This window comes from Streptomyces griseorubiginosus (genome assembly GCF_036345115.1).
GTDB lineage: Bacteria > Actinomycetota > Actinomycetes > Streptomycetales > Streptomycetaceae > Streptomyces > Streptomyces griseorubiginosus_C.
The window spans coordinates 6332250-6355475 of sequence record NZ_CP107766.1 but is presented as its reverse complement, the minus strand read 5'-3'; the positions used below and the strand labels follow the sequence as shown (position 1 = coordinate 6355475).

General features: G+C 70.8%; 19 protein-coding genes and 1 tRNA gene. 4 read left to right on the top strand and 16 right to left on the bottom strand.

The annotated features are described in order from the left end of the window. Positions 1 to 50 precede the first annotated feature (50 nt). A complete protein-coding gene (locus OHN19_RS28775; RefSeq protein ID WP_330269732.1) occupies positions 51 to 1418 on the bottom strand; it encodes an MFS transporter in 1368 nt (455 codons plus the stop codon). Positions 1419 to 1750: 332 nt separating this feature from the next. Between OHN19_RS28775 and OHN19_RS28770 the strand changes: the two genes are divergently transcribed. After that, positions 1751 to 2611 carry a helix-turn-helix transcriptional regulator gene (locus OHN19_RS28770; protein ID WP_330266976.1) on the top strand — a complete coding sequence of 287 codons (861 nt, stop codon included), beginning with the start codon at positions 1751 to 1753 and terminating at the stop codon, positions 2609 to 2611. Here OHN19_RS28770 and OHN19_RS28765 read toward each other — a convergent pair. The 7 genes from OHN19_RS28765 to OHN19_RS28735 all read right to left on the bottom strand — a co-directional run bounded on the left by OHN19_RS28765 (position 2593) and on the right by OHN19_RS28735 (position 7038). Continuing rightward, positions 2593 to 2665: transfer RNA gene (locus tag OHN19_RS28765), tRNA-Ala, on the bottom strand. The two genes, OHN19_RS28770 and OHN19_RS28765, sit on opposite strands and share 19 nt — an antisense overlap. Positions 2666 to 2770: 105 nt before the next feature. Continuing rightward, positions 2771 to 3430 carry a histidine phosphatase family protein gene (locus tag OHN19_RS28760; protein WP_330266975.1) on the bottom strand — a complete coding sequence of 220 codons (660 nt, stop codon included), beginning with the start codon at positions 3428 to 3430 and terminating at the stop codon, positions 2771 to 2773. Beyond that, positions 3427 to 3870 (bottom strand): ribosome silencing factor, encoded by a 444-nt coding sequence (gene rsfS / locus OHN19_RS28755; protein WP_020136211.1) that lies wholly within the window; start codon positions 3868 to 3870, stop codon positions 3427 to 3429. Before rsfS ends, OHN19_RS28760 begins: the two co-directional genes overlap by 4 nt. A gap of 111 nt (positions 3871 to 3981) precedes the next feature. Beyond that, entirely contained in the window at positions 3982 to 5832 is a 1851-nt protein-coding gene (locus OHN19_RS28750) for an LCP family protein (RefSeq protein WP_330266974.1), read from the bottom strand. Positions 5833 to 5848: 16 nt separating this feature from the next. Continuing rightward, complete coding sequence (gene nadD, locus OHN19_RS28745) at positions 5849 to 6490, bottom strand: nicotinate-nucleotide adenylyltransferase (RefSeq protein WP_330266973.1); 642 nt, start codon at positions 6488 to 6490, stop codon at positions 5849 to 5851. Positions 6491 to 6569: 79 nt separating this feature from the next. Continuing rightward, on the bottom strand, positions 6570 to 6734 hold the full coding sequence (locus OHN19_RS28740) for a hypothetical protein (protein ID WP_031051387.1): 165 nt from the start codon (positions 6732 to 6734) through the stop codon (positions 6570 to 6572). Positions 6735 to 6879: 145 nt separating this feature from the next. Further along, positions 6880 to 7038, bottom strand: coding sequence for a hypothetical protein (locus tag OHN19_RS28735; RefSeq protein WP_086723901.1), 159 nt, complete (start codon positions 7036 to 7038; stop codon positions 6880 to 6882). Between the two features lie 199 nt (positions 7039 to 7237). Between OHN19_RS28735 and OHN19_RS28730 the strand changes: the two genes are divergently transcribed. Continuing rightward, positions 7238 to 8338, top strand: a complete 1101-nt coding sequence (locus OHN19_RS28730; protein WP_330266972.1) for a M48 family metallopeptidase — start codon at positions 7238 to 7240, stop codon at positions 8336 to 8338. Between the two features lie 64 nt (positions 8339 to 8402). Here the strand turns inward: OHN19_RS28730 and OHN19_RS28725 are convergent, their stop codons facing one another. The 5 genes from OHN19_RS28725 to proB form a co-directional block, all read right to left on the bottom strand. After that, entirely contained in the window at positions 8403 to 9473 is a 1071-nt protein-coding gene (locus tag OHN19_RS28725; RefSeq protein ID WP_330266971.1) for a hypothetical protein, read from the bottom strand. A gap of 144 nt (positions 9474 to 9617) precedes the next feature. Beyond that, positions 9618 to 10211, bottom strand: a complete 594-nt coding sequence (locus OHN19_RS28720; RefSeq protein WP_381299915.1) for a hypothetical protein — start codon at positions 10209 to 10211, stop codon at positions 9618 to 9620. 142 nt (positions 10212 to 10353) lie between these two features. Next, entirely contained in the window at positions 10354 to 11640 is a 1287-nt protein-coding gene (locus tag OHN19_RS28715; protein WP_330266969.1) for a glutamate-5-semialdehyde dehydrogenase, read from the bottom strand. Between the two features lie 88 nt (positions 11641 to 11728). Next, positions 11729 to 12226: a hypothetical protein gene (locus tag OHN19_RS28710; protein ID WP_330266968.1), complete on the bottom strand. Its 498-nt coding sequence runs from the start codon at positions 12224 to 12226 to the stop codon at positions 11729 to 11731. 236 nt (positions 12227 to 12462) lie between these two features. Next, on the bottom strand, positions 12463 to 13569 hold the full coding sequence (gene proB, locus OHN19_RS28705; protein ID WP_330269731.1) for a glutamate 5-kinase: 1107 nt from the start codon (positions 13567 to 13569) through the stop codon (positions 12463 to 12465). A 315-nt stretch (positions 13570 to 13884) separates the two neighbouring features. Here proB and OHN19_RS28700 point away from each other — a divergent pair, with 315 nt between their 5' ends. Beyond that, a complete protein-coding gene (locus OHN19_RS28700; RefSeq protein ID WP_330266967.1) occupies positions 13885 to 15897 on the top strand; it encodes a hypothetical protein in 2013 nt (670 codons plus the stop codon). Between the two features lie 158 nt (positions 15898 to 16055). Further along, positions 16056 to 18047: a hypothetical protein gene (locus OHN19_RS28695; protein WP_330269730.1), complete on the top strand. Its 1992-nt coding sequence runs from the start codon at positions 16056 to 16058 to the stop codon at positions 18045 to 18047. On the opposite strand, the gene OHN19_RS28690 is transcribed toward OHN19_RS28695, so the two are convergent. The 3 genes from OHN19_RS28690 to OHN19_RS28680 form a co-directional block, all read right to left on the bottom strand. Continuing rightward, on the bottom strand, positions 18031 to 19224 hold the full coding sequence (locus OHN19_RS28690) for a glycosyltransferase family 2 protein (protein WP_330266966.1): 1194 nt from the start codon (positions 19222 to 19224) through the stop codon (positions 18031 to 18033). The genes OHN19_RS28695 and OHN19_RS28690 overlap by 17 nt on opposite strands. 108 nt (positions 19225 to 19332) lie before the next feature. Further along, entirely contained in the window at positions 19333 to 21384 is a 2052-nt protein-coding gene (locus OHN19_RS28685; protein ID WP_330266965.1) for a hypothetical protein, read from the bottom strand. Between the two features lie 111 nt (positions 21385 to 21495). Then, the gene (locus tag OHN19_RS28680) at positions 21496 to 22995 is read right to left on the bottom strand and encodes a D-ribitol-5-phosphate cytidylyltransferase (RefSeq protein WP_123760695.1); all 1500 of its coding nucleotides are present in this window, start codon (positions 22993 to 22995) and stop codon (positions 21496 to 21498) included. Between the last annotated feature and the right edge of the window lie 231 nt (positions 22996 to 23226).

Sequence of the window (23226 nt, the reverse complement as noted above, 5' to 3'; positions counted from 1 at the left end):
GGCCGCGCCCCCTCCGGCCGTTTGATTCTGCCACGGCCGGACCAATACGGTCAGCGACGCCTGAGTACCAGTCCGGACACGGCGCCCACCGCGGCGGTCCCGGCCAGCGCGAACATGCACGCCAACAGCGCCTTCGCAGAGGTATACGCCTCAGAGGGGCCGAGTGACTCAAGTCGGTTGAAGAAGAGTGTGCCGAAGCCCGCGACGCCGACCAGTTGGCCGAGCTGGGTGACCGTGGCGAGCAGACCGCTCGCGTCCGCCGCGTACCGGGGCGGCACCGTGGACAGGGCCCGGGTGAGCGTGGGACTGAAGGCGAGCGCGAGCCCCACTCCCAGGCCCGTGTACGCCGCGTACAGCGCGACACCGCCCTCGCCTCCGTCCCGCAGCGACAGGCCGACGCCGAGCGCGGCCAGCGCGGTGATCACGAAGCCGGCCGGCGTCAACAGGCCCTGCCAGGACATGGGCCAGTGCCGCCAGGTCAGTCCGACGATCCCGAAGACCACCGCGGTCGGCGCGAAGGAGAGCCCGGCCCGCAGCGCGCTGTAGCCGAGGCCGCCCTGCACGTACAGGGTGAGCACGAAGAGGAAGCCGCCGTTGACGGCCATGACCGCCATGATCCGGAACACCGCGAGACCCATGCCGGGGTGGCGCAGCACACTCGGTGTGATCAGCGGGGCCCCGCCGCGCCGGGCCAGGCGCGCCTCGTAGCCGCAGAAGACGGCGAACAGGACCGCGGCGGCGGCCAGGGACAGCCACGACCACAGCGGCCAGTCCTCCTCCTGTCCCAGCACCAGCGGCACCGTGCACAGCGACACGGCCGCGCCGAGCAGCACCAGGCCGGGCAGGTCGAGACCGCGGGACCGGTCCCGGGGCGTCCTGCGGTCCCCGGGGAGCAGGACGCGCGCGCCCGCGGCCAGCAGGACGAGACCGACCGGCACGTTCACCAGGAACACCGGCCGCCAGCCGGTGCCGAACAGGTCGGCGCTGACCAGGACTCCGCCGACGACCTGCCCGGCGGCGGCGCCGACCGCGAGGACCGCGGAGTACACGCCGAGCGCCCTCATCCGGGCCTCGCCGGTGAAGTTGCGCTGGATCAGGCTGAGCACCTGCGGGATCATCACCGCCGAACCGGCGCCCTGCACCAGCCGGAAGACGATCAGCTCGGTGACGCCCTGGGCGAGCCCGCAGGCGAGTGAGGCCGCCGTGAACAGGGCGAGTCCGGCGAGATGGACCCGGCCGTGCCCGAACCGGTCGCCGAGCCGGGCGCCGGTGATCAGCAGCACCGAGTACGTGATGGCGTATCCGGCGATGACCAGCTGGAGTTGGGCGCCGGAGGCGTGCAGTTCGGTGCCGATCGTGGGGGCCGCGACGTTCACGATGAACACGTCGAGCAGCGCCATGAACTGGGCGGCGAGCACGAGCGCGAGCAGCGGCCGGGGCCGGTTGTCAGTGGCGGGTGCTTCACTGTGGACAGGTCGGGAAACGGATGCGGGATCCGGTCCCGTCCGAGGTGTCGTCGTCATGCTGTCGAGCCTGAGGACGTTCCGGTACGGGTGCCGAGAGCCCGCCGATGCTGGTACTGCCAGCACCTGGCAGGCACGGGCTCCGGCATCGAGGATGGTCGTGCGGGGGGCGTGACGACGAGGGGCGTCACAACGGCGGGGTGGACACGGGGGGGCGGGACGTGGGGACGGGGGACGTGCCCATGGGGGGCAGGGCGATGGGGGGACATGGTGATGGGGGACACGCGATGAGGACGACACAGCGACGACGGCCCGAGCTGGCCTCGTTCCTGCGCAGCAGGCGCGCCCGGGTGACCCCGGCGGACGTGGGGATGCCGCCGGGCCTCAGGCGCCGCACCCCGGGGCTGCGCCGCGAGGAGGTCGCCCAGCTCTCCGGCGTCGGGGTGACCTGGTACACCTGGCTGGAGCAGGGCCGCCCGATCAACGCCTCCGCACAGGTCCTGGACGCGGTGGCCCGCACGCTGCGGCTCGACCTGCCGGAGCGGGAGCATCTGTACCGCCTGGCGGAGGTGCCCTTCGCCGGCGTCCCGGAGCGACTGCCCCAGGAGACGGGGCCGGAGGTGCAGGGCATCATCGACGCCCTCGACCCGCTCCCGGCGGTCGTCTACAACTCGCGCTACGACATCCTGGCCACGAACCAGGGCTACCGGGACCTGTTCCTCATCCGGGAAGTCATCGAGATCGGGGTGTCCAACGCGCTGTGGACGCTGTTCACGGTGTCCGAGGAAGCCTGCCCGGTGCTGTACCGGGAGCGCGAGCTGCCGGTCATGGTGGCGACGCTGCGGTCCGCGTACGGCAGACATGTGGGCGAGCCGGCGTGGGAGGGCTACATAGCCGCGCTGGCGGCGGCCAGCCCCTACTTCGCCGAACTCTGGGCGAGCGGAGAGGTGGTCCAGCCCGGACCCCGGGTGAAGACCTTCCGCCACCGAGCAGTGGGTGTGCTGCGGATGACGTCCCAGTCGCTGTCGATCGACGGAATGCCCGAGTGCCGGATCGTGGTCTACACCCCGGAGGACGAGGAGACACGTGAAAAATCCCGCCTCCTGAGGGAGACGGGATTCTCATCGAGTGGAGCTAAGGAGAATTGAACTCCTGACCTCCTGCATGCCATGCAGGCGCTCTACCAACTGAGCTATAGCCCCTTGCGTTCTTCCCGCTCGGCGGGCGAACAAGAAGAACTTTAGCCTGCGACCTGCCGGAAAGTGAAATCCGGGTCCGGCGCTGGTCGGCGCCGGTTCCGCCACGGCTCAGTCGTCGTCCCCGAGCACCGGCTCCGGCAGGGTGCCGGCGTTGTGCTCCAGGAGGCGCCAGCCGCGGGCGCCCTCGCCGAGGACGGACCAGCAGCAGTTGGAGAGGCCGCCGAGGCTCTCCCAGTGCCGCGGCTCCAGACCGAGCAGCCGTCCGATGGTGGTGCGGATCGTGCCGCCGTGGCTGACCACCACGAGGGTGCCGTCCTCGGGGAGCTTCTCGGCGTGCCGGAGCACGACGGGGGCGGCGCGGTCGGCGACCTCGGTCTCCAGTTCGCCGCCGCCGCGGCGGACCGGCTCACCGCGCTTCCACGCGGCGTACTCCTCGCCGTGCCGGGCGATGATCTCCTCGTGCGTCAGCCCCTGCCAGACGCCCGCGTAGGTCTCGCGCAGGCCCTCGTCGTGGGACACCTCGAGGCCGGTGAGCGCGGAGAGCTCGGCGGCCGTGTTCGCGGCCCGCTGGAGGTCGGAGGCGACGATCGCGTCGGGCTGGAGGGAGGCCAGCAGCCGGGCCGCGCGGCGGGCCTGGCCGACGCCGGTCTCGGTGAGTTCGACGTCGGTGGTGCCCTGGAAGCGGCGCTCCACGTTCCAGGAGGTCTGGCCGTGCCGCCACAGGATGAGGCGGCGGCCCCGGCCCTTGCGGTCGGAGGCAGCGGTCACCGCTGCTCCCCGAACTCGGCGTCGTCCTCCTCGGCCCGGAGCTTGGCGTGCTCCTCGCCCTTGCCGCGGGTCGCCTTGGCGTCGGCCGGCAGCTCCAGCTCGGGGCAGTCCTTCCACAGCCTCTCCAGGGCGTAGAAGACCCGCTCCTCGCTGTGCTGGACGTGGACCACGATGTCCACGTAGTCGAGCAGGACCCAGCGGGCCTCGCGGTCGCCCTCGCGGCGCACCGGCTTGGCGCCGAGCTCCTTGGAGAGCCGCTCCTCGATCTCGTCGACGATGGACTTGACCTGGCGGTCGTTGGGTGCGGACGCCAGCAGGAAGGCGTCGGTGATCGAGAGGACGTCACTGACGTCGTAGGCGATCACATCATGGGCGAGCTTGTCGGCGGCCGCCTGCGCGGCGGTGTGGACGAGCTCGAGAGAACGGTCAGTGGCGGTCACTACGAGGCTTTCGGTCGGCGGTCACTTGACCTCAAGGGTCTCACGGACCGCCGACGGCACCCCACGTGATTGTTGTGGACCCGTGGGGTGCCGCTGCGAGCCGGGGCCCGGCTAGGACGAGGAGGACGGCTTGTAGTCCTGGCCGAGGATCACCGCGACGTTCGCGCTGGAGGAGACCGTGCCCTTGGTCACGGCACTGCCGGGCAGGCCGAGGGTCTTGGCGACCTCGGTGGCGTTGGCCTTGTCGCCCGGGTCGGCGTAGACGACCTCGGAGGTGGCCCGGGTGCCGGAGGGCGTGCCGCCGTCGAGGAAGGTGAAGCCGCCGTTGAGGAGGACGACGCGGGCCTTCTCGGTGTTGTCCTTGGTGCCGGTGGCGTTCTGGACGGAGACGCTGACCGCCGCGTCCTTGTCGGGGCTCTTCGCCTTGCCGCCGAGGACGTCGTTGACGACGCTCGCGCTGGCCGCCGCGCTCAGGGTGCCGTCCTGCTGGACGGGCAGCAGCGCGGTCTTGTAGTCGCCGCCCTTGGCGAGGTCGGCGAGCTTGGCGAGGAAGGTACCGAGGTCCTTGTCGGTCAGGGACGGGTCGAGGATCTGGGCCAGGGTCTGCACGGTGGTGGTCGCGGCCGTCGGGTCGGAGGACAGCTTGCGCAGCACGCCCTGCATGACCTGGCCGAAGCGCTCCAGCTGGGCGTTCTGGGCCTCGCCGGGGGCGCGGTAGGTGGCGTAGGCGACGGCCATCTTGCCGCTGAGGGTCTGGTCCTTCCCCTTGTTCACCAGGGGCGCCTGGCCCTTCTTCTTGGCGGCCGGGTCGGGGACGGCGGTGTTGGTGTCGACGTCGATGTTGCCGACGAGGTCGACGAGGTTCTGCAAGTAGGGGGTGTCCAGGCGCCAGGTGCCCTCGATGTCGGTGCCGAGGACGGTGTCGAGGGCGTCGAGGGTCCCCGAGGAGCCGTCGTCGTCGACCGACTTGGCGAGGGTGGTCGTGGTGCCGTCGTCGGCCGTGAGGCTGAGGGAGTTGGGGATCAGGACGGTGGTGCCCTGGTCGGTGGTGGTGTTGTCGACGAGCAGCGCGGTGGAGGTGCCGCCCTTCGCGGTGTTGTGCAGATGGACGACGATCACGTCCCGGTTCTGGGCGCTCGACGCGATCGTCGTGCCCTTCTTGGTCTCCGAATCCGACAGGCCGGGCAGCTTCCCGGCGTACCACAGGTAGCCGACCCCGCCGACCGCGAACAGGGCGAGGACGACGACCAGGACGACGAGCCGACTGCGGGCCCGGCGCTTGGCCTCCTCGCGGCGCTCGGTGCGGTTCTCGGTGAAGTTGAGCCAGTCGATGACGTCCTCGGAGTCCCCGTCGGGCTCCTCGACGAACGCGAACTGGGCGGTGTGGTACTGCCGTTCGTCGTCGGCGGAGTCCACGCCGGTCTGCGCCGTCGCCGGTGCTTCCCCGGCCTGCGCGCCCTCGCCGTACCCCCGGCCTCCCTGCGCTCCCTGCGGTGCGTCGGCGGCCGGGCCACCCTGCTGGGGGATGTACGCCGTCTGCTCGGTGACCCGCTGCTGCCCGGTGACCCGCTGCTGCTGCCCGCTCGCGGCGGCCTGCCCGTAGGGGTCGTACGCCGTCGCCGGACCGCCGGCCTGTCCGCCCGCGCCCCGGCCCCGGTACGGGTCGTAGGGCGGCACCGGCGCCTGCTGTCCGGTGTCGCCGGCGCCGTAGGGGTCGTACGGCGGGACGGGGCTCTGGTTGCCGGTGTCGTACGGCGCCTGCTGTCCGCCCGTGGCGTACGGGTCGTAGCCGTAGCCCTGCTGTGTGTAGGGGTCGTACTGCTGCTGGGACTGCTGAGGCTGCTGCCGCGAAGCCTGTTGCGGGATCTGCTGGTACACCGGCCGGCCGTACTCGTCGTAGCCGACGAGTTCGTACTGGTTCTCGTGATCGCCGCCGTAACCCGCGTCGTATCGGTCGTTCACCGGTGCCCCTCTCGGTTCACTCGCCGCGGTACAGCTCGCGCTTGTCGATGTAACGCACGACGCCGTCCGGCACCAGGTACCAGACGGGGTCGCCCTTGGCGACTCTCGCCCGGCAGTCGGTGGAGGAGATGGCCAGGGCCGGGACCTCGACCAGCGAGACCCCGCCCTCGGGCAGCCCGGGGTCGGCCAGGGTGTGGCCGGGCCGGGTGACTCCGATGAAGTGCGCGAGGGAGAACAGCTCTTCCGCGTCCCGCCAGGTGAGGATCTGGCCGAGGGCGTCGGCGCCCGTGATGAAGAAGAGGTCGGTGTCCGCGTTCAGGGACTTCAGGTCGCGCAGTGTGTCCGTGGTGTACGTCGGGCCGCCGCGGTCGATGTCGATCCGGCTGACCGAGAACTGCGGGTTCTCGGCGGTCGCGATGACCGTCATCAGATAGCGGTCCTCGGCCGCGGACACCCTGCGGTGGGTCTTCTGCCACGGCTGGCCGGTCGGTACGAACACGACCTCGTCCAGGTGGAACTGCGCGGCGACCTCGCTGGCCGCCACGAGGTGCCCGTGGTGGATCGGGTCGAACGTTCCGCCCATGACGCCGAGGCGGCGCTTGCCGGGGTTCGACGGGCTGTTGTTGCCCGGGCCGGTAGGCATGTCCTGCTCTCCCATGCGTGCAGACCCTACCGGCCCGACCTGAGGGCACCGGACGGCGCGGGCCCGGAGTGCCCCGTCACGGGCACTGAGTGCCTCAGCGGTCGCGGTTGAAACGGGTGGTGATCCACAGCAGGAGCAGCAGGATGAGGAACGCGGCGCCGCCGGTCACCAGGGGGTCGAGGCTCTCGTGGTTGCCGCCGTGCTCCTCGCCCTCTGCGGCGAGGGTGACCAACTGGGCAGCGGTGCTGTGGAAGCTCATCTTCGGCAGACCTATCCGATGGAGGAGGGCGGGATAAAGACGTCGGCCCATGGTAAGCGGGCCCGGTGAGGGCGATCACCCCGACTCCACCATTGGAGGCCGCCCGTGGGGCACCGGGGAACCGGCGGGGAACCTTCGCCCCCGCTCACTCGTCCTTCCGCTTGTACCCCCGCAGCAGGAACCACGCGGTGAACGCACAGCCCACGAACATCACGACCAGTACGACCCGGAGCAGATTTCCGGCCCCTTGCTGCTCGGCGGCGCTAGCGGCCTCGGTGAGCCAGGCGGCCCGGGTGTGCTCCATGACGTGGACTCCTTCGCTGTACTGCCCGTCCACGCTATCTCCGCCTAGGCTGGGCTCTGCTTCGGGGGCGCAAAGGCCCGCACAAGGGTCCGCAAAGGATCACAACGGGCCGAGGGGCACGGCCAGAGAGCACAGCTGAAGAGGCACGGCTGACAGGCACCGCCAAGGTGGCACAGCCAAGACGCACATGGGGGAAGACATGTCCGACGACGGCCATCAGAACAACGGACACGAGCACGTACCGAGCAGGCAGCGCCGGCGTTTCCCGGGAATCTCCTCGCGTGCGTACGAGCACCCCGCCGACCGTTCCGCCCTGGTGGCGCTGCGCAAGCTGAGCGGTTTCGACACGGTGTTCAAGGCGCTCAGCGGTCTGCTCCCCGAGCGGAGCCTGAGGCTGCTGTTCCTGTCCGACTCGGTGCGCGTCTCCGACCAGCAGTTCGCGTACCTCAACGACATGCTGCGGGACGCCTGTTACATCCTGGACCTGGAGAAGGTCCCGCCGATGTACGTGAACCAGGACCCGCAGCCCAACGCGATGTGCATCGGCCTGGACGAGCCGATCATCGTCGTCACCACGGGCCTGGTCGACCTCCTCGACGAGGAGGAGATGCGGGCCGTCGTCGGCCACGAGGTGGGCCACGCCCTCTCCGGCCACTCGGTCTACCGGACCATCCTGCTGTTCCTGACCAGCCTCGCCCTCCGGGTGGCCTGGATCCCGCTGGGCAACATCGCGATCATGGCGATCGTGACCGCGCTGCGGGAGTGGTTCCGCAAGTCGGAGCTGTCGGCGGACCGCGCGGGCCTGCTGGTCGGCCAGGACCTGCGCGCCTCGATGCGCGGCCTGATGAAGCTGGCCGGCGGCCACCACCTGCACGAGATGAACGTGGACGCGTTCCTGAAGCAGGCCGAGGAGCACGAGGCGGGCGGCGACCTGCGCGACTCGGTCCTGAAGATCCTCAACGTCCTGCCGCGCACCCACCCCTTCACCACGATCCGGGCGGCCGAGCTGAAGAAGTGGTCCGAGTCCCGCGACTACCAGCGGATCATGGACGGCCACTACCCGCGCCGCGCCGAGGACAAGGACACCTCGGTCACCGACAGCTTCCGCGAGTCGGCGGCGAGCTACGCGAGCAATGTGAAGAACTCCAAGGACCCCCTGATGAAGCTGGTCAACGACATCGCGGGCGGGGCGGGCGACCTGGGCGGCAGGGTCCGCAGGGGCTTCGGCGGCTTCTCGAGCTCGGCCCCGAGGAACGACGACAGGCCCGACGAGGAGGGCGGCGCGACCCCGGCCGGTTAGAACCCGGCTCCGGCCGGTCAGAACAACCCGCCGCAACAACCCGCCGCAACAACCTGCCGTTCCTCTACACCTTCGGCTGCGCGCTGGTGGCAAGCGACCCGCACAACGCCGTGGCGCTGCCCGTCGCGTAGGGATCCGTCCCCGCCGGCCCGCCCGCCTTCGCGGTCTGCCCGGCCAGCAGCGGATGCAGCCGGTTCGTGGAGTCCACCGCACACGAGAGCGGCCCGGCCTGGACGTACGACACGACCAGCTGGGCCGTGTGCATCCGCAGGTCGTCCCGGTCGAACCGGAAGTGCAGCTCCCGCCGGACGGTGAACAGCGAGACCTCGCTGGAGGCGCCCGCGGCGGCGGACCGCAGCGCGTACACGAACGTGTGGTCCGCGGTCACCTCCAGGGTCGAGGAGTCGGTCTCCGCGGCCTGAAGGCTCCCCTGGACCCGGATCTGCCCGTCGGCGAGCCGCGCCTCGGCGGGGTCGAAGCGGACCAGCCACCCGGTCGGCGCGTGCCGCCCGTCCGCCGCGGGGTGGGCGAAACTCTGGTCGAACTGGTCGAGTTGGTCCGTGTCGAGCAGCACCCGCACGGCACGGACCTGGCCCCCGGCGAGGACATCGGGGTCCAGCGAGGACCGCACGATGTAGTCCTTGGCGGTGGTCAGCGCGCTCACCACCTGGCTGTCGGAGAAGTGCTCGGTGCGGCGGGAGGGCGGCAGCGGGATGCCCTTGGCGCCGACGCGGTACTGCGCGGCGGGGCTGTGCGCGTACAGGTACTCGGCGTCGTCGTGCCCCGGGACCCTGCCCTCCGGGGCCAGCGGGATGACGGTCATCCGGAGCGGTTCCACCGGCTGCGGGATCGCGGAGGTCTGGTAGGGGTGCCGTACACCCATGTAGATCGCGGTGCCGAAGGCGACGGCGATCAGCAGGACCAGGATCAGCACCTGCCGGGACAGGCCCCGCCGGAGGGGTGGGCGGCGGCGTACGGCGGGCGCGTGGTCGGCCATGCGCTCCTGCGCGGAGAACTCCTGGAGGCGGGCAGCACGGACGAACGACTCGTCGAACACGACGGATCGGTACTCGTCCTCTCCACCTGCCGGGCCGCCCTCGGGTGGCCCCTCAGGCGGGTCTCCTGGCGCTCCCATATCTTCAGAGTAGGTCTCGGGAAGCTCAGGTAAACGCCCCGCCGCACGACAACTTCTGACAGGTTCTCACCAGGTCCGAGCGAGGACCTGTCCGCAGCGCGACGCGCTCCGGCCGGTACCGGTCGGAGATCGGCCGGAACCGGCTCAGGGGGTGCGCGGGACCGCGGACACGGCCGGCTGGGAATAGTCCGCGGACGCCGAGGGCGTCACCGTGCTCCCCTGTTCCAGACCGGTCGAGGCGGGCGGCGGCACCCGGTCGCGGCTGCCCGAGGAGGCGCCCCGGTAGACCGCGGTGAAGGCCAGCGCGACCATGCCGATGCCCATGACGAGGGCGAGCATCCAGGCGACCGGGCGGTGCCAGCGGACCTGCTTGCCGTAGGTGCCGGGAGCGCCGTAGCGGCCTTCGAGGATCTCGGTGTCGTCCAGCTCGTCGAGGTCGGGATCATGGCCGAAACCGCCGGAGCCGAACCCGTCCTCGTACCGCTCGCCTCTGGGGCGAGCTCTGCGGGCCTCGGCCTCGGAGGCCTCCGCTCTCGCCTGGGCGGCGGCCAGGAGGCGCTCGACGGCGGTCGGCTCGTGCACCACGGCCGCCCGTACGAAGGCCTCGTCGAAGACCACGGAGGCGAACTCTTCGTCCGACACCCCGCGGTCGTGGTCGTCGTCGGGCTCCCAGCCGTCAGGGAACGGCGTGCCCCCCACGTCCTCCGGCACGGATCCAGAGTAGACCTGGGGGGTCAATTTGGGCAGACGGTATGGAAATTCATCCGCCTGGTGAGACACCTCTCGTACGGCCCGGAGGCGGCCGGGGGCAGAAAGCCGGCGCGTGCCTCACGCATATGCCCAGGCCCTGCGCGCCCTGCGCCCCTTACCGCCGCCCCGCTCAGCGGCGGATGTGCCCGTCCCCGGTGACGATGTACTTCGTGCTGGTGAGCTCCGGGAGCCCCATCGGGCCGCGCGCGTGCAGCTTCTGGGTGGAGATGCCGATCTCCGCGCCGAAGCCGAACTGGCCGCCGTCGGTGAAGCGGGTGGAGGCGTTGACCGCCACGGTCGTGGAGTCGACCAGCTGGGTGAACCGGCGGGCCGCCTGCTGCGAGGTGGTGACGATGGCCTCGGTGTGACCGGAGGTCCACAGCCGGATGTGCTCGACGGCCTTGTCCAGCGAGTCGACGACGGCGGCGGCGATGTCGTAGGAGAGGTACTCGGTGTCCCAGTCCTCCAGGGTGGCCTCCACGACGGTCGCCTTGGTGTCCTTCGCGTACGCCAGCACCCGCTGGTCGGCGTGGACGGTGACGCCGGCCTCGGCGAGGGCGTCCAGGGCGCGCGGCAGGAACTCGGGGGCGATGTCCTGGTGGACCAGGAGGGTCTCGGCGGCGTTGCAGACGCTGACCCGCTGGGCCTTGGAGTTGATCAGGATGTCGATGGCCATGTCGAGGTCGGCGTGGGCGTCGACGTAGACGTGGCAGTTGCCGGTGCCGGTCTCGATGACGGGGACGATCGACTCGGTCACGACGGTCTGGATCAGCGAGGCGCCGCCGCGCGGGATGAGCACGTCGACCAGGCCCCGGGCGCGCATCAGCTCGCGCACGCTCTCGCGGGACTCGCCGGGCACGAGCTGGATCGCGTCGGCCGGCAGTCCGGCGCCGCCCACCGCGTCGCGCAGGACCCGTACGAGGGCGCTGTTCGATTCGTACGCGGAGGCCGAGCCGCGCAGCAGGACGGCGTTGCCGGACTTCAGGCACAGGGCGGCGGCGTCCACGGTGACGTTCGGGCGGGCCTCGTAGATGATGCCGACCACGCCGAGCGGGACACGGACCTGGCGCAGGTCGATGCCGTTCGGGAGGGTCGAGCCGCGCACGACCTCGCCGACGGGGTCGGGCAGCGCCACGACGTCCCGGACGTCGGAGGCGATCGCGCGCACCCGCTCCGGGGTGAGGGTGAGCCGGTCGATGATCGCCTCGCTGGTGCCGGCCTCGCGGGCCTTGGCGATGTCCTTGGCGTTGGCCTCGACGATCTCGCTCGTACGGACCTCCAGGGCGTCCGCGATGGCGAGCAGCGCGTCGTCCTTCTCGGCCCTCGGCAGCGGGGCGAGGTCGGCGGCGGCGGCCTTGGCCCGGTAGGCGGCCTGGACGACCGGGGTCATGGAGTCGTACGGCGAGAGCGAGGTCATAGGGGAAGCGTAGTGCGCCGCGCCGGGCCGTCCACCGCGCATTCCACAGCGCGAGACGGGATCAAAGGGACACACCCCAGGGGGCGGGTCAGTACGGGTGCACCCCCACCGGTGAGGCCGGCGGCGGCCCGTACCCCTCGGCGATGCGCTGGTGGTAGGTCTGCCGGTCGATGACCTCCAGGCCGACGATCTCCCAGGGCGGCAGGCCCGCGGTCTGGCGGTGCTCGCCCCACAGGCGCAGGGCGACGGCGGCCGCGTCGTGCAGGTCGCGGGCCTCCTCCCAGTACCGGATCTCGGCGTGGTCGTTGGCGTAGCGGCTGGTCAGCAGGAAGGGGTGGTCGTGGGCGAGCTGCTGGAGGGCGCGCCGGACCTCCTTCAGCGGGGCCTCCTCGCCGGAGACGCTGAGGGTGACATGCCACAGGCGGGGCAGGTCCTCGGGCCTCTCCCCCTCGAACCGGTCCCCCGCGGCGACGCTCGTCAGGGTCCGCTCCTCACCGGCCGGCCTCGCCACGGCGTTCCCGGACCCGCCGCGGGAAGCCGCCGCGCCGTCGCGGGACGCCGCCGCCCCAGGGCGCACTCGTCTCACGACGGCCTCCTTCACGCACAGAGTCCGGCCCCACAGGCCGGGCGGAATGTGTCCCTGGGACAAAGTTGAGCAGGCCGCAAGGGCTCGCGGGGCGATTTTGCGGAACGTCCACCTCAGGGCGACGCCCTTGGCAGGGCGTTCACCCCGTTTTCGGGCACACGCGGCACCCACCGGCATCCACGGGCACCGGAAAGCACCGCAAGGCACGGCAAGGCACCGCACGCACCCGACGCCCCTCAGGGATGCAGGATCACCAGATCGTCCCGGTGGACGACCTCCCGCTCGTACGCCGGCCCCAGTTCCCGCGCCAGTTCCCGGGTCGAGCGGCCGATGAGCCGCGGCATCTCCTTGGCGTCGAAGTTGACGAGCCCCCGGGCCACCGCGCGCCCGGTGCCGTCCCGCAGTTCGACGGGGTCGCCCACGACGAACTCGCCCTCGACGGAGGCGATCCCGGCCGGCAGCAGCGACTTGCGGCGCTCCACGACCGCCTTGACCGCCCCGTCGTCCAGGGTCAGCGAGCCCTGCGGGGTGGACGCGTGCTGGAGCCACAGCAGCCGGTCGGCCGAGCGCTTGTCCGCGGGGTGGAAGTAGGTGCCGGTGTCGCCGCCGGAGAGCGCGTCGCCCGCGTGGATCGCGCTGGTGAGGACGACGGGGATGCCGGCGGCGGCCGCGATCCGGGCGGCCTCGACCTTGGTGACCATGCCGCCGGTGCCGACGCCCGCCTTGCCCGCGCTGCCGATCTCGACATGCGCCAGGTCCTCGGGGCCCCGGACCTCCGCTATCCGCGAGGTACCCGGCTTGCTCGGGTCGCCGTCGTAGACGCCGTCGACGTCGGAGAGCAGGACGAGCAGGTCGGCGTGGACCAGGTGGGCCACCAGTGCGGCGAGCCGGTCGTTGTCGCCGAAGCGGATCTCGTCGGTGGCGACGGTGTCGTTCTCGTTGACGATCGGGAACGCGCCCATCGCGAGGAGCTTGTCGAGGGTGCGGGAGGCGTTGCGGTGGTGGGCGCGGCGGCTCATGTCGTCGCTGGTCAGCAGCACCTGGCCGACCCGGACGCCGTAGCGGGCGAAGGAAGCTGTGTAGCGGGCGACGAGCAGGCCCTGGCCGACGCTGGCGGCGGCCTGCTGGCGGGCCAGGTCCCTCGGGCGGCGGCGCAGGCCCAGCGGGGCGAGTCCGGCGGCGATGGCGCCGGAGGAGACCAGGACGATCTCCCGCTCCCCGCCGCTGCGGCTCTTGGCGAGGACGTCGACGAGCGCGTCGACCCGGTCGGCGTCGAGGCCGCCGGAGGCGGTGGTCAGCGACGAGGAACCCACCTTGACGACGATCCTGCGGGCCTCGCCCACGGCCTGCCTTGCCCCTGCCACCTTGTGTCCTGTCCCCTCGCGCCACTTCGGGTACTCGCCCGCAATGTACGCGAAGGGGACGCGGTGACGCGCGTCCGTCCAGACCCCGGACCCGGTACGACCCCGGTCCCCGGACCCGGTACCGGACGCCTGGCGGGGCCATTCCGGTTCCCGCCCCCGAAAAAGTGGAATTACACCTTCCTGTTAATCGGAAGTGAATTCTTTCCGACTTCCGGGTGCACAACCATTCACCTCCTCCTCGTGTCGAACTGGCCGACATCAAGGTCATTGCCGTAGCTCGAGAAAGCCCTGCCCATGACGATCCGTCGGCTGTGCGCCGTCCTGCGTGTTCGCGGGAAGACCGAACTTCTCCTGGTGATCCTTTTCGCCGCCGGTTTCGCGGCACTCCCCGTCCTGGCGCTGCTGCCGTCGCTGTGGGGCTTCACGGTGGCCTGGGCGGCGACCTACGCGACCGACGAGGCACTGCACGCGAGGGCCCCGGGATTCGTCCGCCGCCTGGCGACACTGCAGCTCAGCCGCACCATGCGGTTCGCCGTGCGGACGGTGATGCTGCTCGCGCTGGCGGACCGGACGGACGCGCCGGACGCGGTGCTGGTCACCGGACTCGCCGTCCTCAGCGCCCATTTCCTGCTCGTGATGATGTATTCGGCACTGCATCACGCAATCCGCAGGCGCCGCGTCCTCCCGGTGATCGTGCGCAATCTCGACATGAGCGGGATCGACGTCCCCGAACCCCCGCCCGCCTATCTCTACCGGCGTTTCCTGCGCAAGCTGCTGCACCTCGACCTGCCCGCCCACATCGGATTGATCATCGCGCTGGCGAGCGGCACCTGGTATTTCGCCTACGCCGGCTACGCGCTGACGATCGGCGCCGCCCTGGCCGCCCTCGCGGCGCTGCTGGGTCAGTTCCGCTCGGTCCGCGCCATGCCCGGCCGGGACGCGGTGATCGGCGAGGTCAACCGCCAACTCGCCGGCTACCGGCCCGAGGTGGCCCTGTACTTCAGCTTCGCCGCGGTGTCCCGGGACTTCATGTACCAGGTCAACATGTGGATCGAGACGCTGGAACAGCTCGACCGGCGCCCGGTGATCGTGCTGCGTGAGCGGGCCTCCTTCCGCTTCCTCGGCCGCACCCGGATCCCGGTGGTCTGCGTGCCCAAGGCGGACGACCTGGCCGAGCTGGAGCTGTCCGGGGTGCGGGTCGTGCTCTACCCCGGCAACGCCGGCAAGAACGTCCACATGCTGCGGATCGCCGAGGCCAAGCACGTCTTCATCGGCCACGGCGACAGCGACAAGCTCGCCAGCAGCAACCGCGTCAGCAAGGTGTACGACGAGATCTGGGTGGCCGGACGGGCCGGACGGGACCGCTACCGGCGGGTGCGGCACGCCATCTGCGACGGGGCCATCGTCGAGGTGGGCCGCCCGCAGCTGGCCCCGGTCCGGCTGCACGCCGACCACGTGCCGGGTCCGGTGCCCGTCGTCCTGTACGCGCCCACCTGGGAGGGCTGGAGCGACGACGACTGCCACACCTCCCTGATCCCCATGGGCGTACCCCTGATCGAGAGGCTCCTCGCGGAGAACGTCCGGATCATCTACAAGCCGCACCCCCTCACCGGCAAGCGCTCGGCCGAGGCGGCCGCCGCGGACCGGACCATCCGGGAGCTGCTGCGCGCCGACGAGGACCGGCACACGGCGGACGACGCGAGACCGCGGCTCCAGGAGATCCGGGCCCGCCTCGACGAGCTGTCCGGGCGTCACGAGGGCGACGACGCCCAGCAGTTGAGGGACGCGCGCACACCCGGCCCGGACGGGGCGGCGCAGTGGCAGGAGCTGCACGCCGAGTGGCACCGGCTCTTCTGGGCGAGCCGCTCCGGCGCCCGGCACCACGTGATCCTCGAACAGCTCCCCACCCTCTACGAGTGCTTCAACCAGGCCGACCTCCTCATCAGCGACGTCTCCTCGGTGGTCGCGGACTTCGTGGCCAGCCTCAAGCCGTACGTCCTGACCAACGCCCAGGACCTGCCCGACGCGGAGTTCCGGGCCGCCTACACCACCGCGGGCGGCGCGTATCTGCTCGACCGGGCCTGCACCCGGCTGCCGGAGATCCTGCGCTCGGTGCGCGAGCCCGTGCACGACCCGATGGCCCCCGAGCGCCGCGTCCTCAAGGAGTACGTGCTCGGCCCGGACCGACCGACCTCCATGGAGCGCTTCAACACGGCCGTGAACAACCTGGCCGACAAGGCCCTGGCGGAACGGGCAGAGGACCTCGTCACGCCGATCGCGGAAGCGACCGCGCAGCCGATCCTTTAGCACCTCCCCGCCCCGCCCGCACAGGTACACGCGCGTGTCGTCCGGAGGTCGACTCGCGTTAACCAAGGCGTCCGTCTCGCGACGACCCTGGAGTGACCCCCGTGCGAAAACCCCTGTCCCGCCTGCGCTCCGCGGTGCGGCTGCCGGGCCGGCAGACCATGACGAGAGTCCTGGTCGCCGCCGTCCTGGCAGCCGCCGTCGTCGCCCAGGTCGTCGCCGCCCTGCGTCCGCACGTCCCGCTGCTGCTCGCCGCGACCGCCGCGTCCCTGGCCGTCGAGGGCGTCCTGCACCGCTGGCAGCGCGGCATGGTCTCGCTGTTCGCCAAGTCGCACGCGGACATCACCGTGCGGCACGTCCTGCGGGACCTGCTGCTGGTCGTCGGCCTGCTGCGGCTGACCCCGGAGGCCGAGGAGACGGCGTACACCGTTCTGGTGGCCGGTCTGCTCGCCTTCTACGCGCTGCACTGCGCGGTCCAGGCGGCCTCCGTCCTGGTCCGCCGCACCCGCACCCTCCCGGTGCTCACCCGCAACATCGACGCCTCAGCGCTCCGGCTCGCCCCGGCCCCGCCCGCCCTGCTGCGCCGCCCAGGCCCCCGCCTCCTGGTGCACGGCCTGCCCGCCACCGCGGGCCTGCTGGTCACCGCGGCCACCGGTGAACCCCGCTGCGCGGCCTTCGGCATCGCGATGTCCCTGGGGCTCGCCCTCATGGGCCTGTACGACCTTCTCGTACGACTGCTGCCGAGCCGTCGGCCGGCCGGCGAGCAGGAGGTGCTGGACTGGTTCGACGCCTGGCTGGCCGAGTACCGGCCGACCGTGGGCCTGTACTTCTCCGGCGGGGTCTCCTCCGCCTACCAGGCCGACATGTGGCTGGAGCCGCTCGCGAAGCTCGACGGGAAGCCGGTGATCATCCTGCGCGAGCGGTTCATGATGCAGAAGATCGCCGCGACCGACGTGCCGATCGTCTGCCTCCCGAAGGTCTCCACGCTGCTGCGCCTGGAGCAGTCCACGCTCCAGGTCCTGATCCACCCGTCGAACTCCGGCAAGACCTCCCAGGTGCTGCGCATCCCGACGATCAAGCACACCTTCGTCAACCACGGCGAGAGCGACAAGCTGTCCTCCTGCAACCCGTACGCGAAGGCCTACGACGAGGTGTGGGTGGCCGGCCCCGCGGCCCGGGAGCGGTACGCGGCGGCCCAGGTCGGCGTCGAGGACAAGGACGTGGTGGAGATCGGCCGCCCGCAGCTGGACGCCGTACGGCCGTACGCGGGACCGCCCACCGGTCGGGTCACGGTCCTGTACGCGCCCACCTGGGAGGGCTGGGACGGCAACCCCGGCAACACCTCGGTCGTCGAAGCCGGGGAGAACCTGGTGCGGGCGCTGCTGGCGGATCCCGGGGTCCGGCTGCTGTACAAGCCGCATCCGCTGACCGGGTCGGTGGACGCGCGGGCGGGTGCCGCGGACCGGCGGATCCGTGAGCTGGTCCGGGCCGCGAACCGGGAGCGGGCGGGGCAGCGCCCCGTCGACGACGGTGAACTCGCCCGCCGGACACGGGAGCTGGACCGGCTCACCACCTCGGACTTCCGGCCCGCCGCGGACTCGGTCGAGCGGATGCTGCTCCAGTCCACGCCGGAGCGGGGCCGCGCGGAGGCGGTGACCCGGGCCACCGAGGCCTGGGAGCGGGCCTACTGGGCCTCGCTGCCCGAGTGGGAGCACCAGGTCGTCACCGACGCCCGGCCGACGCTGTACGCCTGCTTCAACCGGGCCGACCTTCTCATCAGCGATGTGTCGAGCGTGGTCAGCGACTTCCTGGCGAGCGGGAAGCCGTACGCGGTGGCGAACACCAGCGGGCTGGGCGAGGCCGAGTTCCGTGCCGCGTTCCCCACGGCGGGGGCGGCGACGGTGCTGACGCCGGACGCGGCGGGAGTGCCGGCGCTGCTGGATGCCGTACGGCACCCGGAGCGGGACGAACTCCGCTCGGCGCGGGCCGCGTTGAAGCGGCGGCTGCTCGGCCCCGACGAGCCGTCCTCGCAGGAACGGTTCGACATGGCCGTACAGGCCCTCTCGGCGGCGGCGCGCAGGCGGAGGCTGCCGGGGCAGCGGCGGGAGGAGGAGACCGTGTCGGCCTCCGGGAAGCTCACGCTGCTGGGATGAGGACCCGGCGTGCCTTGCGGACCGCCCGGCGCAGCAACTGGTCGACCCCGACCTCCCGGTAGCCCGTGACCTCGCGGGCCTCCCTCGGCTCGGCCAGGTAGAGGGAGTCCGGGAGGCCCTTCGTGCGGTCCCGGAAGTGCGGGTACGCGAAGTACACCCGCCTGCCGCGCTTCTCCAGCACCGCCTCCGGTGTCTTCTTCGTCCGCATGAACTCCAGGACCTCCAGGAGGAGATCGGGGCGGCCCGACGCGACCAGCTGGAGCCGCAGGCGTTCGTGGACGCGGAGGCGGTGGGCCACCTCGCCCGTCCAGTAGGCGTCCATCAGCGGCTTCGCCAGCTCCAGCTTCTCCCGGCGTACCGCCTCGCTGTCCTTCAGGAACTTCGGGCCGAACTGCGGGAGCAGGGTGACGAGGAAGGGGCGGACCATCAGCGCGTCACGGCTCGCGCCGGCCGGGACCAGGTCGGCGATCAGGGTCATCAGGGCGCGCGCGGAGTCGAAGCGCAGGGTGTGGCTGCCGGTCTTCGTGACGTGTTTGCCGTCCTCGCGGCCCACCAGGTAGTAGCAGGTGTGGTCGGCGATCACGGAGACGCCGTCGGCCCGCAGATAGGCCTCCATGGTGAACAGGGCGTCCTCGCCGGTCCACAGGGACTCGTCGAAGCGCATGCTGTGCCGTTCGAGGAAGGCGCGGCGGAACAGCTTCTGCGCGCTCAGCGTGAACTTGATGTTGGAGGAGAAGACGTCGGTGCGCTCCAGGGTCTGGCCCCACATCGAGGTCGGCGGCTTGCGGTTGACTCCCTCGACCCGGCCGAGGACGACGTCCGTGCCGGCCCGGTCGGCCATCGCGACCATCCGCTGAAGGGCCTCGGGGCCGAGCCGGTCGTCGGCGTCCAGGAAGAAGACATAGCGCCCGCCGGCCTTGCCCAGACCGACGTTGCGGGGGCCGCCGGGGCCGCCGGAGTTGTCCTGCCGGACCACCATGACGTCCAGGGAGCTGCGCGCGGCGAACTCCTCCAGGTACTCCCCGGTGCCGTCGGTCGAGCCGTCGTCGACCGCGATGACCTCGATGCGGGCGTGGTCGAGGGTCTGCGCCTCGACGGACGCCAGGCAGTCGACGAGGTAGGGCATCGCTTCGTACGCCCCTATGACCACGGTCACGTCAGGCTGGGCAAAGGTCATGTCTCCCCCAGTAGCGGTGGGTTTCGTGCGGCACCAGGAGATACGCAGAAGGGCCCGGTTTTCGGGGATCACCCCCGAAAACCGGGCCCTTTCTTTGCGAAGAGCAGGTCAGGCCTTGGTCGTGGCCTCCGCGGCCGAGGCCGCCGCCCGTGACTCCTGGCCGACATTGCGCGCCTCGGCCTTGATCGCGAGGTTCGCCACGGCGGTGTTGAACTGCTCGATGGACGTGGGCTCGTCGGGCCCGAGCAGGTACTGCCTGAGCTCCACCCGGTCCTCGGCCAGCGGGTCGCCCGCCGGGTCGCGGACCGCGTCCAGCAGCTCGCCCAGCTCGGTCGCCTTGTTGGACAGGATGGTGGCGGCCCGCACCGCGGTGTTCTGCCGCTTGAACTCCTCCACGCCCAGCCCGGCGGAGTCCGTGACCGCGTACGGCTTGCCGCTCGCGATGAAGTCGGAGACCACGCTGGAGATGTCGGAGACCATCGCGTCGGAGACGTTGAAGCAGTCGTACAGCCGGGGCTCGGCGCCGGTGATGACCTTGTGCTCCCACACCGGGAAGGAGCGCCAGTACGCGTCGTTCCACTCGCCGCGCAGGCGGGCGATCTCCTCGTACTTGGCCACGTCGACCACACCGTCACGGGTGGCCTCGGCCTCGTCGCCCTTGTCGCCTCCGCTGCCGACGAGGACCGTGAGCCGGGCCTCGATCCGGGCGAGCTCGGCCTTGGCCGCGGCCACCGCGGCCGCGTCGGCCTGGAAACGGGGGTCGGCGGCGCGCTCGGCCGACGCCTTCTCGATCAGCTCGGTGACCTTCTGGTGCGCGGCACCCGCCTTGGCGAGGACGGTGCCGGTGAAGGGGTGCGGCTTGTAGAGGACCCGGACCGGCGGGTCGGCCTTGAGCAGCTTGTTCACGATGTTCTCGCCGGCCAGCATCAGCGAGGTGTTGCCCGGGTCGCCGTCCCAGCCCTCCCAGGTGGGCGCGTACAGCACGGTGGGCATACGGCCCTCCGGCACGCCCTGCCAGTCCTGGATCGGCGCGAGCTGCGGGCGGCCCACCTCGACGATGTCCTCGTCGCGGACGCCGACGTCGGCGATGGCGTAGCGGTCGCGGCCGGCCCGGCCGGCGGTCCACACCTCGTCGTAGGCCTTGCTGAACGGGTTGACGCTCGCCAGCTTGTCGCTGTCGCCGTGGCCGATGAAGACGTGCTTCATGGTGGGCACGCGCAGCAGGTGGATGTTCTTGCCGACGTTGGCCGCGTACAGCGCGACCCGCACCGAGGACAGGTCCATGTTCATCAGGTGCACCCCTCCGGGCACGCAGATGACGGGGACCGTGGTGGGCGCGAGGTTCTGCAGGATGACGCGCTCACGCAGGATGATCAGCGGCCGGGAGTCCAGCTGCTCCATGGTCTCCAGCCACATGTTGACCTGGTAGGCGGAGTCCTTGGAGCCGGAGAAGTACAGCACGGTCTCCGGCTGGTAGTCGCGCAGCCATTCGTCGACCTTGGCGAGCACCTTGTCGGCGTTCGGCGGGACCTTCTTGCCGCGCACGTACGGCATCAGCGCGACGACGTACAGGGAGCCGAGCCCTATGGTCACGCCGATGCCGATGAAGCCGGGCGTCGCGGAGTCCAGCTGGGCGGCGACGAGTATGCCGACCACGGCCGCGAGGTCGAGGTGCAGCATCTTCTCGGCCGACCGGTTCAGCAGGCCGAACCGCGGGGCGTCCGGGATGCGGATGCGGGAGGCCAGGTCGACGTTGCGGGTGGCGACCGGGAGCCGGCGGCGGTTGCGGATCAGGGTGACCAGTGCGCCGTGCGGGGCCTGGAGGCCGTAGAACGCGATGAAGCAGGCGGTGGCCCCGTAGAAGATCAGGTTGTTCGAGAGGTCGAGCCGGGCCAGCAGCAGGATCAGCAGGAGCTGTCTGATCAGGAAGCGGATCGAGAGGCCGGCGCGCACCTTGCTGAGGCGGTTGATCAGATAACTGCCCTGGCGGTGCAGATAGTGGTCCGCAAGGTACGTGACGGCCGTCGCGGCCGCGAAGGCGGGGACGCTCGGGATGAGCGCGGCCACCATTATGGCGGGGAATCCCGCCAGCATGAGGACCGCCGCGGCCAGCTCGGCCGCGCTGCCCACCCGGGCGACGCGAATAGCGGTGCTTATCACTGAAAACCTGCTCTGGGAGGGATGCCGGTTGTTTACGGATTCAGGCCCCTGCGAATGCACCATGAACGGGCAGCCACAGAGGCCTGAATTACGTGAGTCTATTTGCCTTGATTATGCCACGCCGTCCTGGCGGTCGAGGACACTGGCGAGCGCGGCCTCGAAGCCGGACGCCTGGCCCGCGGAGGCCGTCGGGTCCTGCTGGCGGACGTCGATGACATGGCCGGTCAGCTCGGAGAGCAGCACGTCGAGCGAGGTGCGGGCGACCGCCTCGGAGGAGAGCAGGCTGCCCGCGGGCTCCTGGCCGAAGGCCTTGGTACGCATGGGCGTGGCGGTGCGCTCGGGGTTGATGCAGTTCACCCGGATGCCGTCACCCGCCCATTCGTCGGACAGGGCCTGCGTGAGGTTGACCATGGCGGCCTTGGTGGAGGAGTACAGGCTGTACTCGGCGCGGCCGCGGGTGTAGCTGCTGGAGGTGTACAGCAGCAGCTGGCCCTTGGTCTCCGCGAGGTACTTGTAGCTCGACCGCGCGATCTGCACCGGGGCCAGGTAGTTGACCTTCAGCGCCTCCTCGATGGTGGCGTTGTCGGTCTCCGCGAGCTTGCCGATGCGCAGCACTCCGGCGGTGTTGACGACGTAGTCGATGCGCCCGGTCTCGCCGTACGCCTTGGACAGCGCGTCGTCGACCTCCTCCGGGTTCTCCACGTGGGTGCCGGTGGTGGAGCGGCCGAGCGCATACACCTTGGCGCCGTAGGACTCGGCGAGCTCGGCGATGTCCTTGCCGATGCCGTAGGAGCCGCCGAAGACGACGAAGGTCTTGCCGGTGAGCAGCTCGCGGTAGGCCTCGTCGCCGTTCTGCTCGGGGGCCGCGGTGGAGGCGAGCTGGAAGAGCTTGTCGGCGATGAAGACGTCGACGGGCTGGGTGACCTTCATGTTGTACTCGTCACCCGCGACGACGTGGATCGGCACGTCCGGCAGGTACTTGAGCACGACCGAACAGTCGTCCGTGGCCTGGAAGTTGGGGTCACCGGCGGCGACCTCGTAGGCCCGCTTGATGGTGGACAGCTTGAAGGCCTGCGGGGTCTGGCCGCGGCGCAGCCGGGAGCGGTCGGGGATCTCGGTGATGAACTCGCCGTCCTGGCCGTGGGTGCGCGTGACGATGATGGTGTCCGCGGACGGGATCGCCACGTCGACGGCCTGGTAGCGCTCCAGGGCGGTCACGCAGTCGTCGATCACGCGACGGGACAGCAGCGGGCGTACGGCGTCGTGGAACAGGACGTTGAGGTCCTCGCCCTCGGCCAGGCCCTCGCCGAGGGCCTCGATGGCACGCTCGGTGGTCTCGTTCCGGGTGGCGCCACCCTCGATGATCTTCTTGACCTTGGTGAACCCGGCCTTGGCGACGATCTTCTCTATGTCGGGCACATAGCCCGGCGCCATCAGGACGATGATGTCGTCGATGGAGTCGGCCTTCTCGAAGGTGGTCAGAGTGTGCTCGATGACTGCCTTGCCGGCGATCTTCAGCAGCTGCTTGGGGATCGAGAGACCCACGCGCTGACCGGTACCACCGGCCAGGATCACTGCGGTGGTACGGGGCTTGGCGATGTGCTGGGACACAGAAGACCTACCTCGGGGCGACAGGGAACGGTGAAATGGTCCCACTTGCGGTTACCGCAGTGCAAGGTGACCGCCGTTCACCGCATATGTACGCGCTACCTGTCATTCATCTTGCACTGCCGGTGACGGGGATGACGTCCAGGGCAGGCGCCCTCGGTACGGCGCAGAGGAGACCGGGATCACTTACGGCCCGCATCCCCGTGTCCCATTACCAGGGAATTCCTTGTGAAG